The 26,824-nt window shown below is 71.0% G+C and carries 26 protein-coding genes, 1 pseudogene and 1 riboswitch; of the genes and pseudogenes, 14 read left to right on the forward strand and 13 right to left on the reverse strand.

Annotated elements, in window-relative coordinates; all coding sequences use genetic code 11:
• Positions 1-5 precede the first annotated feature (5 nt).
• Positions 6-1,286, reverse strand: a complete 1,281-nt coding sequence (locus ACWGIF_RS02915; protein ID WP_453490038.1) for an extracellular solute-binding protein — start codon at positions 1,284-1,286, stop codon at positions 6-8.
• Positions 1,287-1,575: 289 nt separating this feature from the next.
• On the opposite strand from ACWGIF_RS02915, the gene ACWGIF_RS02920 reads away from it, so the two are divergent.
• The 3 genes from ACWGIF_RS02920 to ACWGIF_RS02930 all read left to right on the forward strand — a co-directional run bounded on the left by ACWGIF_RS02920 (position 1,576) and on the right by ACWGIF_RS02930 (position 4,938).
• On the forward strand, positions 1,576-2,340 hold the full coding sequence (locus ACWGIF_RS02920) for a GntR family transcriptional regulator (protein ID WP_453490121.1): 765 nt from the start codon (positions 1,576-1,578) through the stop codon (positions 2,338-2,340).
• A gap of 160 nt (positions 2,341-2,500) precedes the next feature.
• Positions 2,501-4,744: a carbon starvation CstA family protein gene (locus tag ACWGIF_RS02925; RefSeq protein WP_453490041.1), complete on the forward strand. Its 2,244-nt coding sequence runs from the start codon at positions 2,501-2,503 to the stop codon at positions 4,742-4,744.
• A complete protein-coding gene (locus ACWGIF_RS02930) occupies positions 4,741-4,938 on the forward strand; it encodes a CstA-like transporter-associated (seleno)protein (protein ID WP_453490044.1) in 198 nt (65 codons plus the stop codon). The genes ACWGIF_RS02925 and ACWGIF_RS02930 overlap by 4 nt, the downstream gene beginning before the upstream one ends.
• 56 nt (positions 4,939-4,994) lie before the next feature.
• Here the strand turns inward: ACWGIF_RS02930 and ACWGIF_RS02935 are convergent, their stop codons facing one another.
• Complete coding sequence (locus tag ACWGIF_RS02935; RefSeq protein ID WP_453490047.1) at positions 4,995-5,240, reverse strand: Uma2 family endonuclease; 246 nt, start codon at positions 5,238-5,240, stop codon at positions 4,995-4,997.
• Between the two features lie 211 nt (positions 5,241-5,451).
• Here ACWGIF_RS02935 and ACWGIF_RS02940 point away from each other — a divergent pair, with 211 nt between their 5' ends.
• The 3 genes from ACWGIF_RS02940 (at position 5,452) to ACWGIF_RS02950 (ending at position 9,675) form a co-directional block, all read left to right on the forward strand.
• On the forward strand, positions 5,452-5,964 hold the full coding sequence (locus ACWGIF_RS02940) for a GNAT family N-acetyltransferase (protein WP_453490050.1): 513 nt from the start codon (positions 5,452-5,454) through the stop codon (positions 5,962-5,964).
• A gap of 40 nt (positions 5,965-6,004) precedes the next feature.
• Positions 6,005-6,136, forward strand: a riboswitch (cobalamin riboswitch).
• Positions 6,137-6,280: 144 nt separating this feature from the next.
• Entirely contained in the window at positions 6,281-8,659 is a 2,379-nt protein-coding gene (locus ACWGIF_RS02945) for a ribonucleoside-diphosphate reductase subunit alpha (RefSeq protein WP_453490053.1), read from the forward strand.
• Positions 8,659-9,675: a ribonucleotide-diphosphate reductase subunit beta gene (locus ACWGIF_RS02950; RefSeq protein ID WP_453490056.1), complete on the forward strand. Its 1,017-nt coding sequence runs from the start codon at positions 8,659-8,661 to the stop codon at positions 9,673-9,675. Before ACWGIF_RS02945 ends, ACWGIF_RS02950 begins: the two co-directional genes overlap by 1 nt.
• Before the next feature lie 165 nt (positions 9,676-9,840).
• On the opposite strand, the gene ACWGIF_RS02955 is transcribed toward ACWGIF_RS02950, so the two are convergent.
• The gene (locus ACWGIF_RS02955) at positions 9,841-10,065 is read right to left on the reverse strand and encodes a hypothetical protein (protein ID WP_453490059.1); all 225 of its coding nucleotides are present in this window, start codon (positions 10,063-10,065) and stop codon (positions 9,841-9,843) included.
• Positions 10,066-10,146: 81 nt separating this feature from the next.
• Here ACWGIF_RS02955 and ACWGIF_RS02960 point away from each other — a divergent pair, with 81 nt between their 5' ends.
• Positions 10,147-11,112 carry a helix-turn-helix domain-containing protein gene (locus tag ACWGIF_RS02960; RefSeq protein ID WP_453490062.1) on the forward strand — a complete coding sequence of 322 codons (966 nt, stop codon included), beginning with the start codon at positions 10,147-10,149 and terminating at the stop codon, positions 11,110-11,112.
• Between the two features lie 10 nt (positions 11,113-11,122).
• On the opposite strand, the gene def is transcribed toward ACWGIF_RS02960, so the two are convergent.
• From def to ACWGIF_RS03000, 8 genes and pseudogenes are all read right to left on the reverse strand, one after another.
• Positions 11,123-11,758, reverse strand: a complete 636-nt coding sequence (def, locus tag ACWGIF_RS02965) for a peptide deformylase (RefSeq protein ID WP_453490065.1) — start codon at positions 11,756-11,758, stop codon at positions 11,123-11,125.
• 81 nt (positions 11,759-11,839) lie between these two features.
• Positions 11,840-12,847: a tetratricopeptide repeat protein gene (locus ACWGIF_RS02970; protein WP_453490068.1), complete on the reverse strand. Its 1,008-nt coding sequence runs from the start codon at positions 12,845-12,847 to the stop codon at positions 11,840-11,842.
• Positions 12,848-12,951: 104 nt separating this feature from the next.
• Positions 12,952-14,211, reverse strand: coding sequence for an HD-GYP domain-containing protein (locus ACWGIF_RS02975; RefSeq protein ID WP_453490071.1), 1,260 nt, complete (start codon positions 14,209-14,211; stop codon positions 12,952-12,954).
• Between the two features lie 287 nt (positions 14,212-14,498).
• A pseudogene (locus ACWGIF_RS02980) lies at positions 14,499-15,914 on the reverse strand (HD-GYP domain-containing protein); the annotation flags it as partial.
• Positions 15,915-16,105: 191 nt separating this feature from the next.
• Entirely contained in the window at positions 16,106-16,411 is a 306-nt protein-coding gene (gene rsrA / locus ACWGIF_RS02985) for a mycothiol system anti-sigma-R factor (RefSeq protein ID WP_030032336.1), read from the reverse strand.
• Positions 16,408-17,052 (reverse strand): sigma-70 family RNA polymerase sigma factor, encoded by a 645-nt coding sequence (locus ACWGIF_RS02990; RefSeq protein WP_453490124.1) that lies wholly within the window; start codon positions 17,050-17,052, stop codon positions 16,408-16,410. Before ACWGIF_RS02990 ends, rsrA begins: the two co-directional genes overlap by 4 nt.
• Positions 17,053-17,409: 357 nt before the next feature.
• Positions 17,410-18,060 (reverse strand): alpha/beta hydrolase family protein, encoded by a 651-nt coding sequence (locus ACWGIF_RS02995; RefSeq protein WP_453490074.1) that lies wholly within the window; start codon positions 18,058-18,060, stop codon positions 17,410-17,412.
• Positions 18,061-18,085: 25 nt separating this feature from the next.
• On the reverse strand, positions 18,086-18,904 hold the full coding sequence (locus tag ACWGIF_RS03000; RefSeq protein ID WP_453490077.1) for an SOS response-associated peptidase: 819 nt from the start codon (positions 18,902-18,904) through the stop codon (positions 18,086-18,088).
• Between the two features lie 53 nt (positions 18,905-18,957).
• Here ACWGIF_RS03000 and ACWGIF_RS03005 point away from each other — a divergent pair, with 53 nt between their 5' ends.
• The 4 genes from ACWGIF_RS03005 (at position 18,958) to ACWGIF_RS03020 (ending at position 22,553) form a co-directional block, all read left to right on the forward strand.
• Positions 18,958-19,671, forward strand: a complete 714-nt coding sequence (locus ACWGIF_RS03005) for a M50 family metallopeptidase (protein WP_453490080.1) — start codon at positions 18,958-18,960, stop codon at positions 19,669-19,671.
• A gap of 64 nt (positions 19,672-19,735) precedes the next feature.
• Positions 19,736-21,109: a 3-phosphoshikimate 1-carboxyvinyltransferase gene (gene aroA, locus ACWGIF_RS03010; RefSeq protein WP_453490083.1), complete on the forward strand. Its 1,374-nt coding sequence runs from the start codon at positions 19,736-19,738 to the stop codon at positions 21,107-21,109.
• An 8-nt stretch (positions 21,110-21,117) separates the two neighbouring features.
• Positions 21,118-22,128, forward strand: a complete 1,011-nt coding sequence (gene rsgA, locus ACWGIF_RS03015; RefSeq protein ID WP_453490085.1) for a ribosome small subunit-dependent GTPase A — start codon at positions 21,118-21,120, stop codon at positions 22,126-22,128.
• A gap of 101 nt (positions 22,129-22,229) precedes the next feature.
• Positions 22,230-22,553 carry a DMT family transporter gene (locus tag ACWGIF_RS03020; protein ID WP_030011402.1) on the forward strand — a complete coding sequence of 108 codons (324 nt, stop codon included), beginning with the start codon at positions 22,230-22,232 and terminating at the stop codon, positions 22,551-22,553.
• On the opposite strand, the gene ACWGIF_RS03025 is transcribed toward ACWGIF_RS03020, so the two are convergent.
• Complete coding sequence (locus ACWGIF_RS03025; RefSeq protein ID WP_453490127.1) at positions 22,519-23,064, reverse strand: TetR/AcrR family transcriptional regulator; 546 nt, start codon at positions 23,062-23,064, stop codon at positions 22,519-22,521. The two genes, ACWGIF_RS03020 and ACWGIF_RS03025, sit on opposite strands and share 35 nt — an antisense overlap.
• Before the next feature lie 137 nt (positions 23,065-23,201).
• On the opposite strand from ACWGIF_RS03025, the gene hisN reads away from it, so the two are divergent.
• Both hisN and ACWGIF_RS03035 read left to right on the forward strand, forming a co-directional pair.
• The gene (gene hisN, locus ACWGIF_RS03030) at positions 23,202-24,005 is read left to right on the forward strand and encodes a histidinol-phosphatase (protein ID WP_453490088.1); all 804 of its coding nucleotides are present in this window, start codon (positions 23,202-23,204) and stop codon (positions 24,003-24,005) included.
• Positions 24,006-24,173: 168 nt separating this feature from the next.
• Complete coding sequence (locus ACWGIF_RS03035; RefSeq protein WP_453490091.1) at positions 24,174-24,575, forward strand: CBS domain-containing protein; 402 nt, start codon at positions 24,174-24,176, stop codon at positions 24,573-24,575.
• A 133-nt stretch (positions 24,576-24,708) separates the two neighbouring features.
• Here ACWGIF_RS03035 and ACWGIF_RS03040 read toward each other — a convergent pair whose 3' ends face one another.
• Positions 24,709-26,178 carry a catalase gene (locus tag ACWGIF_RS03040; RefSeq protein WP_453490094.1) on the reverse strand — a complete coding sequence of 490 codons (1,470 nt, stop codon included), beginning with the start codon at positions 26,176-26,178 and terminating at the stop codon, positions 24,709-24,711.
• Positions 26,179-26,306: 128 nt separating this feature from the next.
• On the opposite strand from ACWGIF_RS03040, the gene ACWGIF_RS03045 reads away from it, so the two are divergent.
• Positions 26,307-26,723 (forward strand): Fur family transcriptional regulator, encoded by a 417-nt coding sequence (locus ACWGIF_RS03045; RefSeq protein WP_453490097.1) that lies wholly within the window; start codon positions 26,307-26,309, stop codon positions 26,721-26,723.
• The last annotated feature ends 101 nt before the right edge of the window (positions 26,724-26,824 follow it).

Raw genomic sequence — 26,824 nt, forward strand, 5'->3', positions numbered from 1 at the left:
TGGGGCTACTTGTTGATGCGGTTCGCGATTTCCTTGTCCGCGTCCGCGCCCGCCTTGGCGGCGTCCTCACCGTTCAGCACCTTGGTCATGAACTCCTTGATGGGGTTCGGCTCGGTCTCGACGTTCGCCCAGCCCGCGGTGACCGGAGTGATCCTGCCGTTGACGCCGGCCTTGCCCATGGCCTCGGCGAAGGAGCCGGCGGCCGGGGTGAAGTTCGCGCCGGCCTGGTTCGGCAGCAGGGCGCCCTTGGTCTCGGCGGCGTACTTGGTCATCTGGTCCTTGCCTGCGGCGAGGGCCAGCCACTCCTTGGCGAGCTCCTTGTTCTTGGAGCGCTCGGCGACCGCGAGGTTCGAGCCGCCGAGGAAGACGGTGCTGGTCTTGTCCGCGGTCTTGCCCGGGATCGGGAAGTAGCCGAAGTCGGCCTCCTTGCCCGCGTCCTTCAGCGCCTTCTCGGCACCGCCGGCCTCCCAGCCGAGACCGATCCAGGAGGCGACGCCGCCCTTGGGAACGATGTCGGTGGACTGCTGCGGGTTGGCCTCGTCCTTGTCCTTGGGGGCGGTGGAGAAGGACTGGAGCTTCTTGTAGAACTCCATCGCGGAAGCGGTCTGCGGGGTGCCCAGTCCGCCCTTCCACTTGCCGCCGTCCTTGACGGCGAGGTCGCCGCCCTCGTCCCAGATGAGACCGGCGAGGACGTACCAGCTCTGGCCGGGGAGGTAGATCGGCTGCGAGGCCGGGTCGGCCGCCTTCAGCTTCTCCAGACCGGCGACCCACTCGTCGCGGGTCTTCGGCGGGGTGACACCGGCCTTCTCGAAGGCCTTCTTGTCGTAGATGACGACGCGGTTGGCGGCGTACCACGGGGCGGAGTAGAGCTTGCCGTCGACCTCGGCCGAGGCGAGCATGCTCTTCTGCCAGGCGTCGGCGCCGAGCTTGGCCTTGTCGCCGCTCAGGTCGGCGAGACCTCCGGTGACCGCGTAGCCGGCGGTCTGGGTGTTGCCGAGCTCAAGAACGTCCGGAGGGGTGTTCTCGGAGAGAGCCGTGGTGACCTTCTCCTGGATGCCGGTCCACTTCTGCTCCTCGACCTTGACCGTGACACCGGGGTGCTTGGCCGAGAACTCCTTGTTGACCTCGTCGATCCAGGCCTTCGGCGCGGAGCCGTCCATCACCCAGACGGTGATCTCCTTGGGGCCCGCGTCGGCCTTGGCCTTGTCGTCGCCGCCGTTGCCGCACGCAGCGACTCCGGCCATCATGCCCGCGACACTGACCGCCACGATGAGCTTGCGCTTCACGCCACCCTCCTCAGGGATGCCTGCCTGCACTTCCCTTGCCCGCCGCGGTGACATACGCGAAGTACTGCCGTGGGGCCGGGATCTGATCCATATTGGTTTAGACCAGTAGCTGGAGCTTGGCCTAGACCTTTAGGGGTGTCAAGGGTCTAATGAGCGGGTGCTCGGTCCGTTATCGGACCGACACCTGGGGAGAGAGAAGGCCTGTCCCCCCACTCGTGTCACGATGTGACCGCACATATCGGAGGAGCCGGTGACGGCAGCGAAACTGGAGTCGGGAAGGCGGGCGGCGATGGCCACCGAAGGGGCGACCACGGAGCCGGACGGCGGGGCAGCCACCCGTACGGCGCGTGTTCCCAAGTACTACCGACTCAAGCGGCACTTGCTCGACATGACCGAGACACTGCCACCCGGAACGCCGGTGCCGCCGGAGCGCACGCTCGCGGCCGAATTCGACACCTCGCGCACCACCGTCCGGCAGGCTCTCCAGGAATTGGTCGTAGAGGGGCGACTGGAGCGAATCCAGGGCAAAGGCACCTTCGTTGCCAAGCCCAAGGTCTCCCAGGCCCTCCAACTGACCTCGTACACGGAGGACATGCGGGCCCAGGGTCTGGAGCCGACCTCCCAGCTCCTCGACATCGGCTACGTGACGGCCGACGACACCCTCGCCGGACTGCTCAAGATCGCCACTGGTGGACGGGTGCTGCGCATCGAGCGGCTGCGCCTGGCCAGCGGCGAGCCGATGGCCATCGAGACCACCCATCTGTCGGCCAAACGCTTCCCCGCGCTGCGCCGTTCGCTCGCCAAGTACACCTCTCTCTACACCGCACTCGCCGAGGTCTACGACGTCCACCTCGCCGAGGCCGAGGAGACGATCGAGACCTCGCTCGCCACCCCGCGCGAGGCCGGCCTGCTCGGCACCGACGTCGGGCTGCCGATGCTGATGCTCTCCCGCCACTCCCTGGACGCCGAAGGGGAACCGGTGGAGTGGGTGCGGTCGGTGTACCGCGGGGACCGGTACAAGTTCGTCGCCCGGCTCAAGCGCCCCGCCGTCTGACACCCGTCGCCGGATTCCGGACCCCGGTCCCGGGCCCTCGGCCCCGGGCCCGCGACCTCGGCCTTCGGCCCCCGTCTACCGGAATTCTTCACATACCGGAATACGGACGGGGTCTTACGCTGACCGGGCAATCCCCCGTAGATTCCCTGCGCTTACGCAGATGATCGACGAGGGGACGAGGGTCATGCCTGAACCGCAAGCAACAGGGACAGAACGGAACACGGCGAGTTCGGGCACGAGGCCGGGCTCGCCCTCCCCGAAGTCCATCGCCGCGTGGGTGCTGGTCGGACTCGTCGGCGCCCTCGGCTGGGGCGTGCTGGCGCTCTCGCGCGGCGAGGAGGTCTCCGCCGCCTGGCTGCTCGCCGCCGCGCTGGGCTCGTACGCGATCGCCTACCGCTTCTACGCGCGGTTCATCGCGCACCGCGTGCTGAAGGTGGACGCCACCCGGGCGACGCCCGCCGAACGTCTTGACAACGGTGTCGACTTCCACCCCACCGACCGCCGGGTCCTCTTCGGCCACCACTTCGCCGCCGTCGCCGGCGCCGGCCCGCTCGTCGGTCCCGTGCTCGCCGCGCAGATGGGCTACCTGCCGGGGACCATCTGGATCGTCGCGGGCGTGATCTTCGCCGGGGCCGTCCAGGACATGGTCACGCTGTTCTTCTCCACCCGCCGCGACGGGCGTTCGCTCGGCCAGATGGCGCGGGACGAGATCGGCCCCGTCGGCGGGGCCGCCGCCCTGGTCGCCGTGTTCGCCATCATGATCATCCTGCTGGCCGTGCTGGCCCTGGTCATCGTCAACGCCCTGGCCCACTCGCCCTGGGGCGTCTTCTCCATCGGCATGACCATCCCGATCGCCGTCTTCATGGGCTTCTACCTGCGCATCCTGCGGCCGGGCCGGGTCACCGAGGTCTCCGTCATCGGCGTCGCGCTGCTGCTGCTCGCGATCGTCGCGGGCGGCTGGGTCGCCGAGTCCTCCTTCGCCGGCACCTTCACCCTGGAGAAGGAGACGCTGGTCGTCTGGATGGTGGTGTACGGCTTCCTGGCGTCGGTGCTGCCGGTGTGGATGCTGCTCGCGCCCCGCGACTACCTCTCCACCTTCATGAAGATCGGCACCATCGCGCTCCTCGCGATCGGCGTGGTCATCGCGATGCCGACGCTGAAGATGCCCTCGGTCACCGACTTCGCGGCCCGCGGCGACGGCCCGGTCTTCGCCGGGTCGATGTTCCCGTTCGTCTTCATCACCATCGCGTGCGGCGCGCTCTCGGGCTTCCACGCCCTGGTCTCCTCGGGCACCACCCCGAAGATGATCCAGAAGGAGACCCAGGTCCGCATGATCGGCTACGGCGCGATGCTGACCGAGTCGTTCGTCGCCGTCATGGCCATCATCGCCGCCTGCATCATCGAGCCCGGCCTCTTCTTCGCGGTCAACTCGCCGCCCGGGATCGTCGGCACCACGGTCGAGTCCGCCTCCCAGGCGGTGACGAACTTCGGCTTCGCCATCTCCCCCGAGGCACTCGCCCAGGCCGCCAAGGACGTCGAGGAGGCCAGCCTGCTGTCCCGTACGGGCGGCGCGCCGACCTTCGCACTCGGAATGTCGGAGATCTTCTCCGCCGTGATCGGCGGCGCCGGGATGAAGGCGTTCTGGTACCACTTCGCGATCATGTTCGAGGCGCTCTTCATCCTGACGACGCTCGACGCGGGCACGCGCGTGGGCCGGTTCATGCTCCAGGACACCCTCGGCAACGTCCACAAGTCCTTCAAGAACGTCAGCTGGAAGCCCGGCGTGTGGTTCGCGAGCGCGATCGTCGTCGGCGCGTGGGGCTACTTCCTGTGGGTCGGCATCAAGGACCCGCTGGGCGGCATCAACCAGCTCTTCCCGCTCTTCGGCATCGCCAACCAGCTGCTCGCCGCGGTCGCCCTGGCCGTCTGCACCACGCTGCTGATCAAGTCGGGCCGGCTCAAGTGGGCCTGGGTGACGGGCGTTCCGCTGATCTGGGACGCCACGGTGACCCTCACCGCGAGCTACCAGAAGATCTTCTCGGAGGACGTGAAGGTCGGCTTCTTCGCCCAGCGCGACAAGTACCAGGCCGGCATCGACGCCGACAAGGTCCTGCCGCCCGCCAAGAGCATGGACGACATGCACACCGTGGTCACCAACGCCACGGTCGACGGCGTCCTCTGCGCCCTCTTCGCGATCCTGATCATCGTGGTCCTCGCGGACGCGGCCCGGACCTGCGTCAAGGCCGTGCGCAAGCCGGAGTCGGCCACCCTCTCCGAGATCCCCTGGACCGAGTCGAAGATCGTCGCCCCGGCCGGACTGATCGCCACCGCCGAGGAGAGGGCGGAACTCGCCGCGGCGGGTCTCGACTCGGGCGGCGGGCAGGTCAAGGAGCCGGTGGCGTGAGCACCGTACGGAGCGTGCTCGCCAGGGCCCGGTTCTACGTACGGGAGTTCTCGGGGGAGGCCGCGTACGACCGGTACGTGGCCCACGCCCGCTCCCACGACCCGGAGGCGGAGGTCCTCACCCGCCGCGCCTTCGAACGCGCCCGCACGGACGCGCGCGAGGCGGACCCCCGCGAGGGCTTCGGCTGCTGCTGACCCGCCCACCCGCGCCGAAGGCCCCGCCGCTTCCTGCGGCGGGGCCTTCTGGCGGTTCAGCGCACCCAGTCCTTCAGGGACTCGGTCTGGAGGGTGACGTTGACCGGGTCAGGGAGTTCAACGTCGTTGCCGAACTCCACCGTCCGGGTGTTCGCATACCGGCGGCCGTCCGGCTCGCTGAACACGGTCACGTCGCACGCCTCCCGGTCGGTGAGCAGATACACAGGGATGCCAGTCTGCGCGTAGGCGAGGGGCTTCTCCACGCGGTCGCGCCGGTCGGTGTCAGCGTCATACGAGGTCACCTCGACGACCATCAGGACCGGGGCGGGGTCTGCCCACTCTTACGCGACCCGAGCGGTAGTCCCCGACAGCCAACCCCCGCTCCATGTGAAGCCACAATTCGGGCCGGTGCTGCATGCAGAGGCGTGCGAGCATGCCTCGCTCGCCTTCCTCGACGGTGCTGTCTCCGACGATAGTGCCGCCCGCCGGCACCCGTCCTGCACACTCGACCGCATGGACATCGTGATCAGAACTGCCGTACCCGGGGACTACGCGGAGCTGGGCGACATCACGGCGCAGGCCTACCTCGACGACGGGCTCCTGGACGCCAACGAGGACGACTCGTACGAACGCGCGCTGCGCGACGTCGCCGGCCGGGCCGCCGACGCAGAGGTGCTCGTGGCCGCCTTGGACGGCGTCCTGCTGGGTGGTGTGACCTTCGCCCCTCCCGGCTGCCGTATGGCCGACATCGCCGGGCCCGGCGAAGCCGAGTTCCGGATGCTCAGCGTGTCCCGTGCCGGCCGCGGCCGGGGCGCGGGCGAGGCCTTGGTGCGTGCCTGCATCCAGCGGGCGCGGGCCATCGAAGGCGTGACGCGCCTGGTGCTCTCGACTCAGGCCGAGAGCCCCGCCGCGCACCGGATCTACGAGCGGCTGGGCTTTGTACGGACTCCCGAGCGGGACTGGTCCCCCGTCCCCAACGTCCCCTTGTTGACGTACGCATTGGAGCTGGGCGTACTCGAGCGGTAGCGAGCCGACACAACATGTGGGGGGTCGCGCATCGACGCCCCCCCACATGTATGCTCATGGCTGCTGTCGCCGCAGGGGAATCCGGTGCGAATCCGGAACTGTCCCGCAACGGTATGAAGTGTCCGGCTACCGGACGCCAAGTCCGAGGACCTGCCGACAGCGCGCCCGGCTCGACCGAACCGGGTGCCGATTCGTCCGGGCCTCGCGGTTGGGCCGGTGGACGCCATGCGGGGGTACGCGTTCCTGTCGCGCCCGCATGCGCCCGCTCGCGCCCCGCTCCGCCGATGACCGGGCCGAGCGAGGGAGAGCTCCCGCCGTGACCATCGCGCCTTCCGCACCGCGCGCCGAGTCCGTTTCTGGCGACAACACCGAGGGCCCGGGGGCCACGCTGCTGCGTACCCTCACCGAACTGACGGCGGACCTCCCCGACACCGACCCCGGCCGGGTCGCCGCCTCCGCGCTGCGCGGCCGCAGCTCCGCCGCCGACGACGCCGAACTGCGGGGGCTGGCCACCGAGGCCGCCGCCGGACTCATCTCCGAGGACCCGGCGTACTCGAAGCTCGCCGCCCGGCTGCTGACGCTGGCCGTGCGCGACGAGGCCGCGAGCCAGGGCTCCACCTCCTTCTCCGCCTCCGTCGAGGTCGGCCACCGCGAGGGCCTCATCGCCGACCGGACCGCCGAGTTCGTACGGACCCACGCGAGCCGCCTGGACTCGCTGGTCGAGCTCACCCTCGCCGAGGGCGCCGACGACCGCTTCGGCTTCTTCGGCCTGCGCACCCTGCACAGCCGCTACCTGCTGCGCCACCCGATCACCCGTCAGGTGATCGAGACCCCTCAGTACTTCATGCTGCGCGTGGCCTGCGGCCTCGCCGCGGACGAGAGCGTCCAGGCCGTCGAGGAAGTGGCCTCGCTGTACCGGCTGATGAGCCGTCTCGACTACCTGCCGTCCTCCCCCACCCTCTTCAACTCCGGTACCCGGCACCCGCAGATGTCCTCCTGCTACCTGCTGGACTCCCCGCTGGACGAGCTGGACTCGATCTACGACCGCTACCACCAGGTCGCGCGCCTCTCCAAGCACGCCGGCGGCATCGGCCTCTCGTACTCCCGCATCCGCGCCCGCGGGTCGCTGATCCGCGGCACCAACGGCCACTCCAACGGCATCGTGCCGTTCCTGAAGACGCTCGACGCCTCCGTCGCCGCCGTCAACCAGGGCGGCCGCCGCAAGGGCGCCGCCGCGGTCTACCTGGAGACCTGGCACGCGGACATCGAGGAGTTCCTGGAACTCCGCGACAACACCGGTGAGGACCAGCGCCGTACGCACAACCTCAACCTGGCGCACTGGGTGCCGGACGAGTTCATGCGCCGCGTGAACGCCGACGCCGAGTGGTCGCTGTTCTCCCCGGCCGACGTGCCCGAGCTGGTCGACCTGTGGGGCGACGACTTCGACGCCGCGTACCGCAAGGCCGAGGCGGACGGCCTGGCCCGCAAGACCATGCCCGCCCGCGACCTGTACGGCCGGATGATGCGCACCCTCGCGCAGACCGGCCAGGGCTGGATGACCTTCAAGGACGCCTCCAACCGCACGGCGAACCAGACCGCCGAGCCGGGCACGGTGGTGCACTCCTCGAACTTGTGCACCGAGATCATCGAGGTCACCAATGACGGCGAGACGGCCGTCTGCAACCTCGGTTCGGTCAACCTGGGCGCGTTCGTCGTGGACGGCGCCATCGACTGGGAGCGGATCGACGAGACCGTCCGCACCGCGGTCACCTTCCTCGACCGCGTGGTGGACATCAACTTCTACCCGACCGAGCAGGCCGGCCGTTCCAACGCGCGCTGGCGGCCGGTGGGCCTGGGCGCGATGGGCCTCCAGGACGTCTTCTTCAAGCTCAAGCTGCCCTTCGACTCCCCCGAGGCGAAGGCCCTGTCCACCAAGCTCTCCGAGCGCATCATGCTGGCCGCGTACGAGGCCTCCTGCGACCTCGCCGAGCGCAGCGGCCCGCTGCCGGCCTGGGAGCAGACCCGCACCGCGCGCGGCGTCCTGCACCCGGACCACTACGACGTGGAGCTGAACTGGCCGGAGCGCTGGGACGCCCTGCGTGCCCGCGTCGCCCAGACGGGCATGCGCAACTCCCTGCTCCTCGCCATCGCCCCGACGGCCACGATCGCCTCGATCGCCGGCGTGTACGAGTGCATCGAGCCGCAGGTCTCCAACCTCTTCAAGCGCGAGACGCTCAGCGGTGAGTTCCTCCAGGTGAACGGTTACCTGGTGGAGGAACTGAAGCAGCTCGGCGTGTGGGACGCCCAGACCCGCGAGGCGCTGCGCGACTCCTCCGGCTCGGTTCAGGGCTTCGGCTGGATCCCGGCCGAGGTCCGCGAGCTGTACCGCACGGCGTGGGAGATCCCGCAGCGCGGCCTGATCGACATGGCGGCGGCGCGTACGCCGTTCCTGGACCAGTCGCAGTCGCTGAACCTCTTCCTGGAGACGCCCACCATCGGCAAGCTCAGCTCGATGTACGCGTACGCCTGGAAGCAGGGCCTGAAGACCACCTACTACCTGCGCTCGCGCCCCGCGACGAAGATCGCCCGCGCCGCGCAGGCCGCCGCTCCGGTGGCGCTCCCGCAGGCCGTGGCCGACGCGGAGGCGCTCGCCTGCTCCCTTGAGAACCCCGAGTCCTGCGAGGCCTGCCAGTAATGAGCTCCAACGACACCAAGAACCTCCTGGACCCGGGCTTCGAGCTCACGCTCCGCCCGATGCGCTACCCGGACTTCTACGAGCGCTACCGGGACGCGATCAAGAACACGTGGACGGTCGAGGAGGTGGACCTCCACTCGGACGTCGCCGACCTGGCGAAGCTGACGCCCGCCGAGCAGCACATGATCGGACGTCTGGTCGCGTTCTTCGCGACGGGCGACTCGATCGTCTCGAACAACCTGGTGCTGACGCTCTACAAGCACATCAACTCCCCGGAGGCGCGCCTGTACCTGTCGCGCCAGCTGTTCGAGGAGGCCGTGCACGTCCAGTTCTACCTGACGCTGCTCGACACCTACCTGCCCGACCCGGACGACCGCGCGGCCGCCTTCGACGCGGTCGAGGAGATCCCCTCCATCCGCGAGAAGGCGCAGTTCTGCTTCAAGTGGATGGACTCGGTCGAGAAGATCGACCGGCTGGAGACGCAGGCCGACCGCCGCCGCTTCCTGCTGAACCTGATCTGCTTCGCCGCGTGCATCGAGGGCCTGTTCTTCTACGGCGCCTTCGCGTACGTGTACTGGTTCCGCTCCCGCGGCCTGCTGCACGGTCTGGCCACCGGCACCAACTGGGTGTTCCGCGACGAGACCATGCACATGAACTTCGCCTTCGAGGTCGTGGACACGGTCCGCAAGGAGGAGCCGGAGCTCTTCGACGACGCGCTCCGGCAGCAGGTCGCCGACATGCTGAAGGAGGCCGTGGAGGCGGAGCTGCAGTTCGGCCGCGACCTGTGCGGCGACGGTCTGCCGGGCATGAACACCGAGTCGATGCGCGAGTACCTGGAGTGCGTCGCGGACCAGCGCCTGGTCCGCCTCGGCTTCCCGCCCGTGTACGGCTCGCAGAACCCGTTCTCCTTCATGGAGCTGCAGGGCGTCCAGGAGCTGACCAACTTCTTCGAGCGCCGTCCGTCGGCCTACCAGGTCGCGGTCGAGGGCACGGTCGACCTGGACGAGGACTTCTAGGTTTCGGTCGGCACGCGGTAGCGCCGCGAAGCCGGGATGCGGTGCACCACCGCGTCCCGGCTTCTCGCGTTTCCGGCGCCTGGTTGCCCGGCTGCCCAACTGCCCGGTCGCCCGGATGCCCGGATGCCCGGATGTCCGGTCGCCCGGTTGCCCGGAGGCCCGAGCTCAGTGGGCGACGGGTCCCCAGTGCATCGCGGCGTGCCGGGCGCGGGGCCGACGGGCGGTGGGCGGCAGGCCGCCCGCCTTCTGGCGCGGCAGCCACACGAGCCGGGTCTCGACGGCTCGCAGCTGCCGGTCGATCCGCCGGTCGCGCAGGGCCCCGTACAGGCCGGGGGCGAGCAGCAGGACGGCGATGGCAAGGACGGCGAGGTAACTCAGCAACGTGTTCATGGCTCCACTCTCGCCAGAACCGCGAAGATCGAACAGTGGCAGGACTGTCATAGAAGAGCGAATTACTGCCACACTGGGGTCATGCTGAACAACGTGGCCGTGGCCCTCCTCGACCAAGTCGCCCCTTTCGAGTTCGGGATCTTCTGCGAAGTCTTCGGAATCGACCGCAGCGATCACGGGCTGCCGGTGTACGACTTCGCCGTGTGCGCGGCGGAGGAGGGCCCGCTGACCATGGCGGGCACCGGTTTCGCGTTCGCCCCCGCCCACGGGCTGGAGCGGCTGGAGAGCGCCGAACTGATCTGCGTACCCGCCTTTCGCAACGCGGCCGAGCGCACGTACCCGGAACCCCTCCTGGCAGCGCTGCGCCGCGGCGTGGACCGGGGTGCGCGCGTGCTCAGCGTGTGCAGCGGGGCCTACGTGCTCGGCGCGGCGGGGCTGCTGGACGGCCGGCACTGCACCACGCACTGGATGCACGCCCCGGCCCTGGCGCAGCGCTTCCCGCGGGCGCTGGTCGACCCGGACGTGCTCTACGTCGACGAGGGCACGGTGATCACCTCGGCCGGCACCGCCTCCGGCATCGACGCCTGCCTGCACGTGATCCGCCAGGCGCACGGGGCCGAGGTGGCCAACACCATCGCGCGGCGCATGGTCGTACCGCCGCACCGGGACGGCGGGCAGGCCCAGTACATCCAGCGACCGCTGCCGCGCACGGCCTGCGACACGGTGGGAGAGGTGATCCAGTGGATGACCCGCCACCTGGAGGACGAGATCACCGTCGAGCAGCTCGCGGAGCGCGCGCACATGTCCCCGCGCACCTTCGCCCGCCGCTTCCTGCAGGAGACCGGCACCACGCCGTACAAGTGGGTGCTGCGCCAGCGGGTGCTGCTGGCGCAGGAGCTGCTGGAGTCCACCGACGAGACGGTCGACGCGATCGCCGGCCGCTGCGGTTTCGGCAACGCGGCCGCCCTGCGCCACCACTTCCTGCGGACCCTGGGCACCACGCCGAACTCCTTCCGGCGCACCTTCCGGGGCCCGCAGGCCGCCTAGCGTCCTGGTACTACGCGTTCGGGACGGTCTCGTAGCGCGGGGTGCCCTCTTCCATCTGCCGCAGGGCGTCCTTGCGGTCCCGCTTCGAGAGGCGGTCGATGTAGAGGTAGCCGTACAGGTGGTCGGTCTCGTGCTGCAGGCAGCGGGCGAAGTAGCCGGTGCCGCGCACCTTGATCGGGTTGCCCTGCGCGTCCTGGCCCTCGACCTCGGCGTAGTCGGGGCGGGCCAGCGAGGCGTACGCCGTGGGGACCGACAGGCAGCCCTCGTTCGAGTCGTCCAGCACCCGGGCGCCGGCCGGAAGCTCGACCAGCTTCGGGTTGACCACGACACCGGTGTGGCGCTTGCCGTCGTCGTCCGGGCAGTCGTAGACGAAGACCTTGGCGTCCACGCCGATCTGGTTCGCGGCCAGGCCCACGCCCTCGGCGGCCTTCTGGCTGGCGAACATGTCGTCGATCAGCTGCGCCAGCTCGTCGCCGAACTCGGTGACGTCCTTGCACTCCCGGTGCAGGACCGGGTTGCCGACCACCGTGATCGGACGGGCCGTACCGCGCTGACGGTGGGCGAGCTCGCGCGCCTCACAGTCCTCGGTGTCCACGACGTACCCGTCGTTCACGACCTCGACAACCTCGTTCTCCTGCTGCGCCATGTCCGCCGTACGCCTTCCGTAAGTCCCGGTCACCGATGGTCGTGGCGGCCATCGATGTGCCCGTACAGCCTACGGCCCGGCTCAGCAGACTTCTTCGAGATCCCGCCACTCCCGGGTGCCCGGGCTGTCCGCGACCCATCCGTCGAGCAGTCCGCGCACGAGACCGGCCGGCGCCGCGATGCCGCATTCGCGCTCGGGCACCCACAGGGAGCCGGAGCCGGCCGTACGGTGCCCCAGCGGTCCCGGATGCCCCGGCTCGCTGTGGTCGTGCGGATCCAGGTGCTCGCCGTCGCCCTCGTCGCTCGGCATCTCGCTCTCCGAGCAGGTCCGGCACAGGAGCCGCACCGACGAGGACCAGTCCTCGGCGGCGAAGCCGGCGTCCGAGGCCAGCTGTTCCAGCGCGTCGCGGTCGGCCTCGGTGGCCGCCTCCAGCAGCACCACCCAGGTCGGCACCGGCGACGGCGCCCACAGCTCGATCTCGTCGAACACGGGGTAGGAGGGGCCGGCCGCGGTCACCCGCTCGCCGTGCGGAACCCCGTCATGGAGCACGACCTCGCCCCAGCGCCGCCCCGAGGAGGGCAGTGGGATCGACAGGACCTCCAGCCGGGCCGGGTCCAGCCGGCGGCCCCAGACCACCTCGGCCTCACCCTCCGGCGAGAGCCGCACGGCGGCGCTGCCGAGCTCCATGCCGACCGGTTCGCCGCTGCCCTTCCCGCCCGGACCCGCGCCGTGGGGGTCTCCGGGCACTTTCAGCCCGTACGCCTGCCAGGCCCTCCGGGCCAGCGGCCAGTCCTGCAGGGCGGTCGCGGCGATCCCGACGTTCCACCAGTCCGGGGCGCCCGTCTCGCGGTCCAGCAGGGCCACGGCGCGCAGACCGGCGGCCCGCGCCTGCTCCCAGTCGTGCCGGAACTTGTGCAGCAGAGCCAGATTGAACCAGGACTCGGACAGCCAGGGCTCCAGGTCCGCGGCTCTGGTCAGAAGCGCGCCCGCGTCCTCGTACCGCCCGTCGCCGATCAGCGTGAACGCGCGGTCGGTGGCCTGCCGCCACGAGGCGGAGGGCCGATGCCGTACCTTCCCGAAGATCCTCACGATTCCCGCCTGCCGGTCCTACGGTGCAGTCCTGCGGACACTCTCACGGTCCCCCTACTGGCATCCAACCATGCCCACTCGGACGGCCGCTCATTACCCATGGGTTACCCAGGTGGGACGGGAACAACTCTGTCACGTCCGCCCCTGGCCAGAACCCTGGCCAGGCACTCAACGATCTCCGGCTGGTAGTCGTGCCCCGTCCCCAGCCGGAGCTGTTCCAGGGCGGCCAGTGAGCCGCCCGGGTGACGGCTTCCCCCGACCAGGTCGTCGTACGCATTCACGGTACGCACGATGCGGGCCAGTGCGGGCTGACGGCGGTACGGATCCGCCTGCCGCTCCACCACCAAGGCGACCTCGGCGGGCACCCCGGTCTGCCGGGCCACCTCCCCGCCCAGCCCGGCGATCCGGCGGGCCTCGGCGGCGGGCAGTTCGGCGGTGGCTCCGTCCGGGACCGGGTCGACGAGGGAGAGCTGCCCGATGTCGTGCATCAGGGCGGCGTACTCCAGCACCGTGAGCTCCCGCTCCGAGAGGCCCAGCTCCCGGCCGACGGCGCAGCTCAGGGCGGCCACCCGGCGGGCGTGGCCCGGCCGGGTGTAGCCGGCGATCTCGGTGGCGCGGGCCAGGGAGGTGATGGTCTGGCGGTAGGTGGTGCGGATCGCGGTGATCCGGTGGAAGGACAGCTGGGTCAGCAGCAGGGGCACGCTGAAGACGGGTATGGCCCACAGTCCCGCGACGGCCACGCCGAGCGCCATCACGACGCCGGTGGCACAGATCGCCGAGCCGATGCCGAGCTGGGCGTGCAGCTCGTCGCGCAGCAGAGGCCCGTACGGCCAGCCCGTGCGGGCCCCGGCCAGTACGGCGGCGAGCACGGCGTCGCACAGGGCGGTGAGGCCGAGGAGGAAGAGCAGGAACAGGACGAGGTACGGGCCCTGGCCCACCCGCTCTTCCAGGCGCCCGGAGTTGTAGAGCGGCTGGAAACAGACGGCGGCGAAGGTGACGGTGAGCACCCGGCGGGACAGGTGGTCGACGACGGGACCGCGGCCGCGGGCGACGTGCGGGACGATCCCGGCGAGGGCGGCCGCGACGACGACCGCGACGGTCTGGAGCACCCCGTGGTGGGTGGGCTGCCCGGCGTTCTGGCCGAGCAGGGCGTAGGCGAGGGCCCCGGCGGAGCCGAGCGGCGCGGTCTGGCGGTCGACGGGGCCCGGGAGGTCCCGGCGGGCGAGCTCGCCGACGGCGATCAGGGTTCCGAAGGCCAGGGCGGCGCCGGGCTCCACGACGCCGTTCCACAGGGTGTGGCCGAGGCCGACGACGGTGAGCACCCCGGCCGCGCCGCGCACGGCCCACGCGGCGATCCCCCTCACCGGACGCCCCGCGTGCCGCCCTTGTCGGAACCGTCCGCGATGACACCGGCCACCGTCGCACCGTCCGCGGTGACACCGGCCGCCGTAGCGGCGTCCCCCGCGCCGCCGTCGCCCGCCTGCCCCGGCCGGGGCGTCCCGTCCTGCGCGGGCAGGACGCGCACCGCGGCGGGGGCGCCGGCCGGCGGCGCGTCCCCGTCGCGCGGGCGGCTGCGCACCTCGGGGCTCCTGGCGCCCGCACCGGCCGGGCACGCCGGGGCGCCGAGCCCGGACCGGGGACCCTGGACGCGCGGCGCGCCCGGCCCGGCCCCGCGGTCCCCGTCCCCTGGAGCACCCTGGTCCGGCCTCGCCCCCGCGGCGGCCGCGCCGGCGGAACCGCTGATCACCTGGAGGTCCTCGTCCGAGGTGACCACCGGATGCCAGCCGTGCCGCCCGATGGCGCCCGAAAGGGCCCGTACCATCGCCGGGTCGAACTGGGCCCCCGCGCACCGCTCCAGTTCGGCGAGCGCCGTCGGCACCGGCCGGGCCCGGCTGTACGAGCGGGTCGAGGTCATCGCGTCGAAGGCGTCGGCCACCGCCACCACCCGGGCCAGGACCGGGATCTGCTCACCGGTCAGGCCGTACGGGTAGCCGGAGCCGTCGACCCGCTCGTGGTGGTGCAGGATCGCGGACCGGGCCTCCCCCAGGAAGCCGATCCCGCGCACCATCTCGTGCCCGTACTCGGGGTGCAGCTCGATGATCCGGCGCTCCTCGGGCGTGAGCGGCCCGTCCTTGCGCAGCAGCCGGGTGGGGACGCCGAGCTTCCCGACGTCGTGCAGGATCCCGGCGATGCGCACGACCTCCATGCGGTCCTCGGCCATGCCCAGCTCGCGGGCGATCATCGCGGAGGCCTGGCCGACCCGTTCGCTGTGGCCGCGCGTGTAGCGGTCCTTGATGTCGACGGCCTGGACGAGGGCGCGGATGGTGGCCTGGTGGGCGGCGCGCTCGCGGTGGTACTGGGCGAAGACCCAGCAGGAGATGTACATCGGCAGCAGGACGAGGAGGGCTGCCGGGAGCCCGTACGGGCTGCGCCACATGACGGCCATCATCAGGCCGGCGAGGCCGTGGACGCAGTGGGGGGCGAGGGAGCGGGTGAGCAGTCCGCGCCAGGCGGTGGCGGCGGGCCGGCGTTCGGCGGCGGCCAGGATGCCCCCGTCGAGGGCGGTGAGGACCAGGCAGAAGGCGGCGGCCGCGGCCGCCGCGGGAAGCAGCACGTAGGGAAAATCGGCCACCCACCCGGGAGGCCCGGACCCGCCGGAGTGCCCTGCGCCGAGGGAGGCCGGGCCGCGCAGCAGCGCGAACACCTGGCCGGCGGCCCAGGCGGCTATGGCCTGCTGCGCGCAGTGCCACACCCGGCGCACCCGGACGGGCCGCTGGGCCACGGTCCCCGCGAAGCCCCCGGGCAGTGCCACGAGAGCAGCAGCGGCCGGCGGCAGCAGGAAGACGGCGGCGAGCACCACGGGGAAGAAGGAGCCGATGCCCTCGGGGACCCGGCTTCCCGGCACCGGGCAGATCTTGACGAGTTCGCAGCCGAGATAGAGCAGGGCGAGCAGGGCCACGGCCGCCCAGGGCGTACCGGAATCGGCGAGGGCCGGGGCGATGCAGGCGAGTGCCCCGAGGACGGCGCACAGGATGTATCCGCGCGCCTTCGGCGGAAGTCCCCGCATGGCGCTCTCCTCCCCTGTGGCGTGCAAGCCGGGTACTGAATCAAACCAGCACCGAATGGGGAGAATAAGTGGGGCCCCGAGCGAGGTGGGCCACATTTTCGCATTGCGCCATGCGGACGCCCCCGGATTAGCACATTCGGGTGAACGAAGTGCCCTTCCGGGGGCGGTTGTTCAATGTGACGCCGACCCGGTCAGCCGGGAGCGGGATTGTCGGCGGTGACGTCGTGGTCGGGCACCGCCTGACCGGACCGGATCAGCTCGATCCGGCCCATCACCTTCGACCGCAGGTCACTCGGTACGTCATCCGATCCGCAGCAGCGCTTGACCAGCTTCTTCACGGCCTGCTCCAAGCCGTACTTCTCCAGACAGGGATTGCACTCGCCGAAGTGCGTCTCGAACTTCGTGCAGTCGCTGTCGGGCATCTCATGGTCGAGGAACTCGTACAGGTGGTCCAGGACCTCAGAGCACTCTGTCTCGTGCGGCTCTCCGCAACTCATGAGTCCGAGCCTTTCCGGTCGTTCGTCTCTCCGGCGCCCGCGGGAACCAGCCCGCGCTCGCGGGCATAGTCCTCCAGCATTCCGCGGAGTTGACGGCGGCCACGGTGCAGTCGCGACATGACCGTACCGATGGGTGTACCCATGATGTCCGCGATCTCCTTGTACGCAAAGCCCTCTACGTCGGCAAGGTAGACCGCGATGCGGAACTCCTCCGGAATGGCCTGCAGGGCTTCCTTCACGTCCGAGTCGGGCAGGTGGTCCAGCGCCTGCGACTCGGCGGAACGCAGTCCGGTCGACATGTGCGACTCGGCACGCGCCAGCTGCCAGTCCTCGATCTCCTCCGCGGCGCTGCGCTGGGGCTCGCGCTGCTTCTTGCGGTAGGAGTTGATGAACGTGTTGGTCAGGATGCGGTACAGCCACGCCTTCAGGTTGGTGCCCTCGCGGAACTGGTGGAAGGACGCGTATGCCTTCGCGTACGTCTCCTGGACCAGGTCCTCGGCGTCGGCCGGATTGCGCGTCATGCGCAGCGCGGCCGAATACATCTGGTCGAGGTAGCCGAGGGCGTCCCGCTCGAAGCGCGCGTTGCGCTCCGGGGTCGTCTCCTCCGCGTGGCCTTCGTCGGTCCCAGCGACAGGACCCACCTCCTCCGACAGCGTGGCGGCTCCGAAAGCGGATCCGCTCGAATCGGAGAATAGTCGACCTTCCCGGCCCTCCGCCGCCCGGAGCGAGCTGCGCTTGGGCCCCGGAAGCACCGTCCAGTCCAGGTCAGCGGCCTGCGGACGGTTCTGGCTGATGACCTGGGTCATGCGCTCCCTCTCCTCCGACGAGTTTCCGTACGTACCGACATCCGAGACAACAGAAGGGCCGGGCGGCGCATTCCCGGGCGCACCACGGGTTTCCGGCCTCCGTCGGGGCGCGGGCGCCCGGCGTGATCCGGGTCACCGCCCCGCCGGTGCGCCTCCGTTCGCCTGGACGTGGCGGGGCGGGGCGGGGCGTGGTCACGCGGCCAGCCGGGCGAGCCACTCCCCCACCGCGTCGGTGATCGTCCGCAGGGCCTCCTCCTGGGTGGTGTCCGCCTTCTTCGGCACCGCGAAGCCGTGATCGCCGTACGCCACCTCCACGAGCTCGTACGGGTCCTGCGCGCCGGGCGGCGGGAATTCCCCGGGGCGGCCGAAGGGGTCGCGGCCGCCCTGGACCACGAGGGTGGGCCGGCCCGCCCCGGTCAGCTCCTCGGCGCGGGACTTCTCCGGCCGGCCCGGCGGGTGCAGCGGGAACGCCAGCGCCAGCACACCGGCGGCGCCCAGCTCCGCGGCGGTCCGGCAGGCCACCCGGGCCCCGGCGCTGCGCCCGCCCGCGACCACCGGCAGCCCGGGCTTCGCGAGCGCCGGCCAGAGCCCGCGCCAGCCCTCGTCCAGCACCTTGGGCGCGGCGGCGACCTTCTTCCCGGCGACCCGCCAGGGCTGTTCGACCAGTGCCACGGTGATCCCGCGGGCGGGCAGGGCGGCGGCCAGCGCCTGGAGGTCGCGGGCCTCGACGCCGCCGCCGGCGCCGTGGCTCACGGCGAGCACGAGCTTCGCCTCGGGGGCGGGGTGCCAGGTGATGCGGGCCTCGCCCGCCGGGGTGTCGACGCTCTGGGTACGCGTGGTCATGCACCCATCGTGCCGCCCCGCCCGGTCAGAAGAGGGTTCCCTCCTCCGGCGCGGCCAGCTCCGTCAGCAGCTCCGGCCCGTTGTTCCGCACGTTGCTCACGGCGGTGGACACGGGGTAGGCCCGCATCAGCCCGCCCGGCGGCGGGGCCAGGAGGTCGCGCAGCGAGCCCTCGGTGTCGGTGTTCGCGGGATCCAGCCAGGCGTCCCAGCGGTCCGGGGTCAGCATCAGCGGCATCCGCGGGTGGATCTCGGCGAGCGAGCGCGGTCCCTCGGCCGGGGCCACGCCCAGGGGTCCGGTCTCGGCCTCGGTGGTGATCACGGAGCAGGTGACCCACCAGGCGAGCGGGTGCTCGTCGGGCAGGGTCCGGTCGCGCCAGAACTCGTATATCCCCGCCATGGCGAACACGGAGCCGTCGCAGGGCTGGACGAAGTAGGGCTGCTTGCGGGCCCGTTTCTTCCTCCCCTCCACCTCCAGCTGTCGCTCGTCGTGGGCGGTGACCCACTCGTAGTACCCGTCGGCGGGGACGATGCAGCGTTGCTGCGCGAAGGGGCGGCGGAAGGACGGCTTCTCGTGCAGGGTCTCGGACCGGGCGTTGATCATCCGGGCCGCGCCGTCGGGGTTCTTGGCCCAGGAGGGCACCAGGCCCCATTTCAGGGTGCGCAGCTGGCGAACCGGACGCGGGTGCGAAGCGTCTTTGAGGGGACGGTCGAGGACGACGTGGACCTCCTTCGTCGGCGCCACGTTCCAGTCGGGGTCCAGGGCCTCCTCCGGCTCCCACTTCTCGATGCCGAATGCCTCCACGAGGTCCTCGGGCCCACGACTGGCCGCATACCGTCCGCACATGGCTGCCACACTGCCATGTCACCCGCACACCACCGCAAGGAGTCCGCCACCTTATGGACAGCAGCACGACGGCCGGCCTGTGGGACCGGCTCACGGGCATACAGACCGCGCCCGACCTGTGGCTGGTGATCGTGACCGGCCTGGTCGCGCTGGCCGCCGTGGGGCCCCGCCCGCTGTGGCGGCTGTCGCGCAACGCCATCACCATCGCGCACGAGGGCGGGCACGGCCTGCTGGCGCTGCTGACCGGGCGTCGGCTGAGCGGGATACGGCTGCACTCCGACACGAGCGGGGTCACCGTCAGCCGGGGCAAGCCGACCGGGCTCGGGATGATCCTGACCGCCGCCGGCGGGTACACGGCGCCCTCGCTGCTCGGGCTCGGCGGGACGGCGCTGCTCTCCGCGCATCGGATCACGCTGCTGCTGTGGGCGGCCACCGCCCTCCTCGTGGTCATGCTGGTCATGATCCGGAACGCGTACGGGGCGCTGACCGTGGTGCTGACCGGCGGAACCTTCCTGCTGGTGTCCTGGCTGACTCCGGCCGAGGTGCAGGCCGCCTTCGCCTACCTGGTGGTGTGGTTCCTGGTACTCGGCGGGGTCCGGCCGGTCTTCGAGCTGGGGGCCAAGCGGAGGAACGGCGGAGCGCCCGACTCCGACGCCGACCAGCTGGGCCGGCTCACTCACTTGCACCCCGTGGTGTGGCTGCTCTTCTTCCATGTCGTCGCGCTCTGCTCGCTGGTCGGCGGCGGCCGCTGGCTGCTCGACGTGTGACCACCCCGTGAGACCGGGCAGCGATCAAGATCCGGGTCCGGAGGAAGCCACTAAAGTGGGGGCCATGACCGAGACCCCCGCGCTCCCTGCCCTCTGGCCCGCTCCGCTCGCCGATGGGACCGTCCACGCCACCGTCACGGTGCCGGGGTCCAAATCGGTCACCAACCGGGCCCTCGTCCTCGCCGCGCTCGCCGCCGAGCCCGGCTGGGTGCGCCGCCCGCTGCGCTCGCGCGACTCCCAGCTGATGTCGGACGCGCTGCGCGCGATGGGCGTCGGCATCGAGGAGACCGTGTCCTCCAGCTCCGCCGGTGACGGTGAGAGCGGCGAGGCCTGGCGGGTCATCCCGGCGGCCCTGCACGGACCGACGACCGTGGACGTCGGCAACGCGGGCACGGTCATGCGCTTCCTGCCGCCCGTCGCCACCCTCGCCGACGGCGACATCCGCTTCGACGGCGACCCGCGCTCCTACGAGCGCCCGCTCGGCCAGGTCATCAGCGCCCTGCGCACGCTCGGCGCCCGGATCGACGACGACGGCCGGGGCGCGCTGCCCCTGACCGTCCAGGGCGGCGGGGCCCTGGAGGGCGGCACGGTCGAGATCGACGCCACCAACTCCTCGCAGTTCGTCTCCGCGCTGCTGCTCTCCGCGCCGCGCTTCAACCAGGGCGTCGAGGTCCGGCACGTCGGCACCAACCTGCCGTCGATGCCGCACATCCGGATGACGGTGGAGATGCTGCGCGCCGCGGGCGCCCAGGTCGACACCCCCGAGGCCGGCGGCGAGAAGAACGTGTGGCGGGTCTCCCCCGGCGCCCTGCTGGGCCGCGACATGGTCGTGGAGCCGGACCTCTCCAACGCCCAGCCGTTCCTGGCCGCGGCGCTGATCACCGGCGGCACGGTCACCATCCCCGACTGGCCGCGCCGCACCACGCAGCCCGGTGACGCGCTGCGCCGGATCTTCACCGAGATGGGCGGTTCCTGCGAGCTGACCGACGCGGGCCTGGTCTTCACCGGCACCGGCAAGATCCACGGCATCGACGTGGACCTGGGCGAGGTCGGCGAGCTCACCCCGGGCATCGCGGCGGTGGCGGCCCTGGCCGACTCCGAGTCGGTGCTGCGCGGTGTCGCGCACCTGCGGCTGCACGAGACGGACCGGCTGGCCGCACTGACCAAGGAGATCAACGCGCTCGGGGGCGACGTCACCGAGACCGAGGACGGCCTGCGCATCCGGCCGCGCCGGATGCACGGCGGCGTCTTCCACACGTACGACGACCACCGGATGGCCACCGCGGGCGCGGTGATCGGCCTGGCGGTGGAGGGCGTACGGATCGAAAACGTGGCGACGACCGCGAAGACCCTGCCGGACTTCCCGCAGATGTGGACGGACATGCTCGCCGGGGACGCCGGTGACTCCGGAACGCCCGGAGCGGGTGCGGGAGCGTAGGGCACGTCATGCGCAGGTACGGCAAGCACACCGACGAGGACGACATCCGCCAGCGCCCCAACCCCAAGGGCAACCGGCCGCGGACGAGCATCCGGCCCAAGCACGAGGACGCCTCGGAGGGCTTCGTCCTGACGGTCGACCGCGGGCGGCTGACCTGTCTGGTCGAGAACCGCACGGTGCACGCGATGAAGTCCAGGGAACTGGGCCGCAAGGCGGCGGTGGTCGGCGACCGGGTCTGGATCGTCGGCGATCTGTCCGGCAAGAAGGACACCCTGGCCCGCATCGTGCGGATCGAGGAGCGCAAGTCCGTCCTGCGGCGCACCGCGGACGACGACGACCCCTACGAGCGGGTGGTCGTCGCCAACGCCGACCAGCTGGCCATCGTCACGGCCCTGGCCGACCCGGAGCCGCGGCCCCGGATGATCGACCGCTGCCTGGTGGCGGCGTACGACGCAGGGCTGGAGCCGCTGCTGGTGCTCACCAAGTCCGACCTGACCTCGGCGGACAAGATCCTGGAGATCTACTCGACACTCGGCGTGAACTACGTGGTGACCAACCGCGAGGAGCTCGCCACGGGCGACGCGGCCGCCAAGGTGCGCGAGCGCCTGGAGGGCCGGATCACCGCGTTCGTCGGTCACTCGGGCGTCGGCAAGACCACCCTGGTCAACTCGCTGGTGGCGCCGGACCGCAAGCGCGCGACGGGGGTGGTCAACGCGGTCACCGGGCGCGGACGGCACACCACCACCTCGGCGCTGGCCCTGCCCTTGCCGGGGATGGAGGGCTGGGTCATCGACACCCCGGGCGTCCGTTCCTTCGGCCTGCACCACGTGAACCCGTCCCGGGTGATCCTGGCCTTCCCGGACCTGGTACCGGGTACGGAGGAGTGCCCGCGCGCGTGCAGCCACGACGAGCCGGACTGCGCGCTCGACAAGTGGGTGGAGGACGGTCACGCGGACCCGGCGCGGCTGTATTCGCTGCGGCGGCTGCTGGAGACGCGGGAACGGCGCGAGGGCGACTGATCGTTCGGCGGGCCCGGCCGCGTTTGTGGGAGGCCCTGTCTGGATAAATGCATAATCGCACCAAGTGACGCGATGTCACGTGACGCGGGGAGGCATTCGACATGGCGTGGCTGCTGGTCGTGGTCGCGGGACTCCTGGAGACCGGTTTCGCGGTCTGCCTCAAGCTCTCCCACGGCTTCACGCGCCTGTGGCCGACCGTCGCCTTCGCGTGCTTCGCGCTCGGCAGCTTCGGTCTGCTGACGCTGGCGCTCAAGAAACTGGACGTGGGCCCGGCGTACGCGGTGTGGACGGGCATCGGCGCGGCCGGGACGGCGATCTACGGCATGGTCTTCCTCGGCGACCTGGTCTCCACCCTCAAGCTCGTCTCGATCTCGCTGGTCATCCTGGGGGTCATCGGGCTCCAGCTGTCCGGTTCGGCGCACTGAGCATCCGGAGCAGCTCACCGCACCCCGGCTCCTCCGCCGGGGCGATCACGTAGGAGAGGGCGAGGCGTACGGCGAGTTCGCACCGCTGCAGGCCCTCCCCCGGCGCGAGCGCGGCGGCCGCCCGGTCGCGGACGGCACGGGCCAGCTCACCGGGCCCCGGCGCCCGCCGGCCCGCGGCCGGCAGCCCCGCGTCCCAGCTGCCGGTGAGCAGGGCCCGTACGAGGGGGTGCGCGCGGGCCGCCCGTACGGTCCACTCCGCGACCGCGGCCAGCCGCTCGGCGGCCTGGGCCGGGGTGGACAGGGCCCGGTCCACCCCCTCGAGGTAGCGGTCGGCCTCGCGCCGTACCAGGGCGCGGCCCAGGCCCGCCTTGCCGCCGAACTCGTTGTAGAGGGTCTGCCGGGAGACCCCGGCGGCGGCGGCCACGTCGACCATCCGCACGGACGGCCAGGGGCGGGCCGAGAGGGCCGCTCCCGCCGCCTCCAGCAAGGATTCCCGGGCTGCCGGCATCATCGCCTCCCCGCTCGGCTCTCCGGCCAGAGTTGACGGGGTGCCAGATCCTGTCAAGGGCGCCTCCCCTGTCAAGGGCACGTCCGGCCGCACTGTGGACCTCGTTGGTCGGGGTCCGGGAGTCTGGATACTGTTCGGGCATGCCCGAGTATGACGATGACCTCCGCCTTGCCCTTGAGCTCGCCGACGCGGCCGACGCCGCCACGATGGAGCGGTTCCGCGCCCTCGACCTGAAGGTCGAGACGAAGCCGGACATGACCCCGGTGAGCGAGGCGGACCGGGCCGCCGAGGAGATCATCCGGGCCGGCATCGCGGCCGCGCGGCCCGACGACGCGATCCTGGGCGAGGAGTACGGCCTGCAGGGCAGCGGTCCGCGCCGCTGGGTCGTGGACCCGATCGACGGTACGAAGAACTACGTGCGCGGCGTCCCCGTCTGGGCGACCCTGATCTCCCTCATGGCCGAGGGTGCCGACGGCGTCTTCCGCCCGGTGGTGGGCGTGGTGTCCGCGCCGGCGCTGGGCCGCCGCTGGTGGGCGGCGCAGGGCGGGGGCGCGTACGCGGGCGGCGCGCTCGGCGAGACCACGGCGATCGGCGTCTCGCAGGTGGGCGGGCTGGGCGACGCCTCCTTCGCGTACTCCTCACTGAGCGGCTGGGAGGAGCAGGGCCGTCTCGCAGGGTTCCTGAACCTGACCCGGGCCTGCTGGCGTACCCGCGGCTATGGCGACTTCTGGCCGTACATGATGGTCGCCGAGGGCTCGCTGGACCTGTGCGCCGAGCCGGAGTTGAACCTGTGGGACATGGCGGCCATCGCGGTGGTGGTCCAGGAGGCGGGCGGCCGCTTCACCAGCCTGGACGGGGTGGACGGCGTGCACGGCGGGAACGCGGCGGCGTCGAACGGACTGCTCCACGAGGAGATGCTCGGCCTGCTGCGCCCGCGCGCCTGACGCCACGAGCGCCGAACGCGCTCCCCTACGCGCCTTCTTGTTGGCCCCCCGGATCCGTGGGAATCTGAAACTCCCCACGCTTGTGCGCTTGTGAAGCGTTTCTCTAGTGGCGACTTCACGAGTACACCCACCCAAGCGGGGGGCTCACCCCAGGAGGTGGCTCTCTTCATGCTCGTCCGTGACGCAATGAGCACCGTGATCCTCACCCTCGGACCCGCACACACCCTCCGGCAGGCGGCCTGCCTGATGTCCGGCCGGCGCGTCGGCGCGGCCGTCGTCCTCGACCCCGAGCACAGCGGAATCGGCATCCTGACCGAGCGCGACATCCTCAACTCGATCGGTGCGGGGCACGATCCCGACCGGGAGTCCGTGGGCGCGCACACGACCAACAACGTCGTGTTCTGCACCCCCGACGCCACCGTGCAGGAAGCGGCCGAGGCGATGGTCCACGGCGGCTTCCGGCACCTGATCGTGCTGGAGCACGGCGGGCCGGTGGGCATCGTGTCCGTGCGCGACGTGATCCGCTGCTGGGTGCCGAACCGGCGGCGCACGGCCCAGCTAGCCGGCTGAACGGCAAGGAGGGCCGGATCCCCTGGACGGGAATCCGGCCCTCCTCATTCGGCGAGCGGCCATCACTCGAGATGCCCCTACGGCGGGCAACCACCTCCGCGAGAGCGGCGGCGGTTCAGCCGCAGAGAGGGGGTCAGCCGCGAAGGGCCTGGACCGCGGCTTCGAGCCGCTTGCCGAAGTCACCGTCCGCCTGGCGGAAGTTGTTGATCGCACGCTCCACGATGTCGTCACGGGAGACCTTGGCAATGAAGCCGGACAGGTTCTCGATCAGGCGGGACTTCTCGTCCTCGGAGTAGAGGCGGTAGAGGTTGCCCGCCTGGACGAAGTCGTTGTCCTCGCGGTGCACGGGGGCGGCGTGGTTGCCGGTGCCGCCGGTCAGCGCCATCGGCTGCCACAGCGGGCGGTCCGTCTGGTGCGGGCCGCCGAAGCTGTTCGGCTCGTAGTTCTTCGCACCCTTGTGGCGGCCGTCGTACAGATGGCCGTCGCGGGAGTTGGTGCGCGCCTCGGTGGCGTGCGGGCGGTTCACCGGCAGGTGGTCGGCGTTGATGCCGACGCGGTAGCGGTGGGCGTCGCCGTAGCCGAAGAGGCGGCCCTGGAGCATCTTGTCCGGGGAGGGACCGATGCCGGGGACGAAGTGCGCCGGGGAGAAGATCGACTGCTCGACCTCGGCGAAGACGTTCTCCGGGTTGCGGTTGAGCTCCAGCTTGCCGATCTCGATCGGCGGGTAGTCCTCGTGCGGCCACACCTTGGTGAGGTCGAACGGGTTGAAGCGGTAGGTCGCCGCCTCGGCCGCCGGCATGATCTGGACCTGCACGGTCCAGGACGGGAAGTCGCCGCGCTCGATGGACTCGCGCAGATCGCGCTGGTGCGAGTCGGGGTCCTCGCCGGCGAGCCGGTTGGCCTCGGCCTGGGTGAGGTTCTTGATGCCCTGGTCGGTCTTGAAGTGGTACTTGACCCAGAAGACCTCGCCGGCCTCGTTGTTCCACTGGAACGTGTGCGAGCCGTAGCCGTTCATGTGGCGGTAGGACGCCGGGATGCCGCGGTCGCCGAACAGCCAGGTCACCTGGTGGGTCGACTCGGGAGACAGACCCCAGAAGTCCCAGACGTTGTCCGCCTCCTGCGAGCCCGTATACGGGTCGCGCTTCTGGGTGTGGATGAAGTCGGGGAACTTGATGGCGTCCTTGATGAAGAACACCGGGGTGTTGTTGCCGACGAGGTCGTAGTTGCCCTCTTCGGTGTAGAACTTCAGAGCCCAGCCGCGGGGGTCGCGCACGGCGTCGGCGCTGCCCAGGTTGCCCGCGACGGTGGAGAAGCGCAGGAAGGTCTCAGTCTGCTTGCCGACCTCGGACAGGAACGCGGCGCGCGTCCACTGCGAGACGTCACGGGTCAGGGTGAAGGTGCCGTACGCACCGGCGCCGCGGGCGTGCACCACGCGCTCCGGGATGCGCTCGCGGTTGAAGTGCGCGAGCTTCTCCAGCAGGAGCTGGTCCTGGACCAGGACGGGACCTCCGACGCCGGCGGTCTCACTGTTCTGGTTGTCGGCGACCGGCGCCCCGGCCTCCGTGGTGAGCGGTCCCTGCGTCACGTGCGCCTCCTGCGTCATTCCTGCGTGTCCTGTCCTTGGCCTGTGCTGTAACCGATCCTACAATCGACTTTGTCTAAGTCAAGTGAGCATCCAATTCCGCACCGGTTCGGGAGTTACACCGAATCCCCACTGTTAGGCTGGTGTCCATGAGTGACCTGCTGGAACGACTTCGCGGACGCGGCTGGCGCATGACGGCACAGCGGCGCGTCGTGGCCGAGGTGCTCGACGGTGAGCACGTGCACCTGACGGCGGACGAAGTACACGCCCGCGCCGTGGCCAAACTGCCCGAAATCTCCCGCGCGACCGTCTACAACACACTGGGCGAGCTCGTCACCCTCGGCGAAGTCCTGGAAGTCTCCACGGACCGACGCGCCAAGCGGTACGACCCGAACGCCCACCGGCCCCACCAGCACCTGGTCTGTGCCCAGTGCGGCGCGATCCGCGACGTCCACCCGGCGGGCAACCCGCTGGCCGACCTGCCGGACACGGAGCGCTTCGGCTTCGTCGTATCGGCGGTCGAGGTGACCTACCGCGGCGTCTGCCCCAACTGCGCGGGCGCCTAGGTGTATTGATCACGAACGCGCGAGAGCCCCGGCACTGATGGGTGCCGGGGCTCTCTGCTGCCATGCTGCACGACGCCGCCGCAAACACCGAGGGCCGGAAC

Source organism: Streptomyces sp. NPDC054849 (assembly GCF_053610945.1).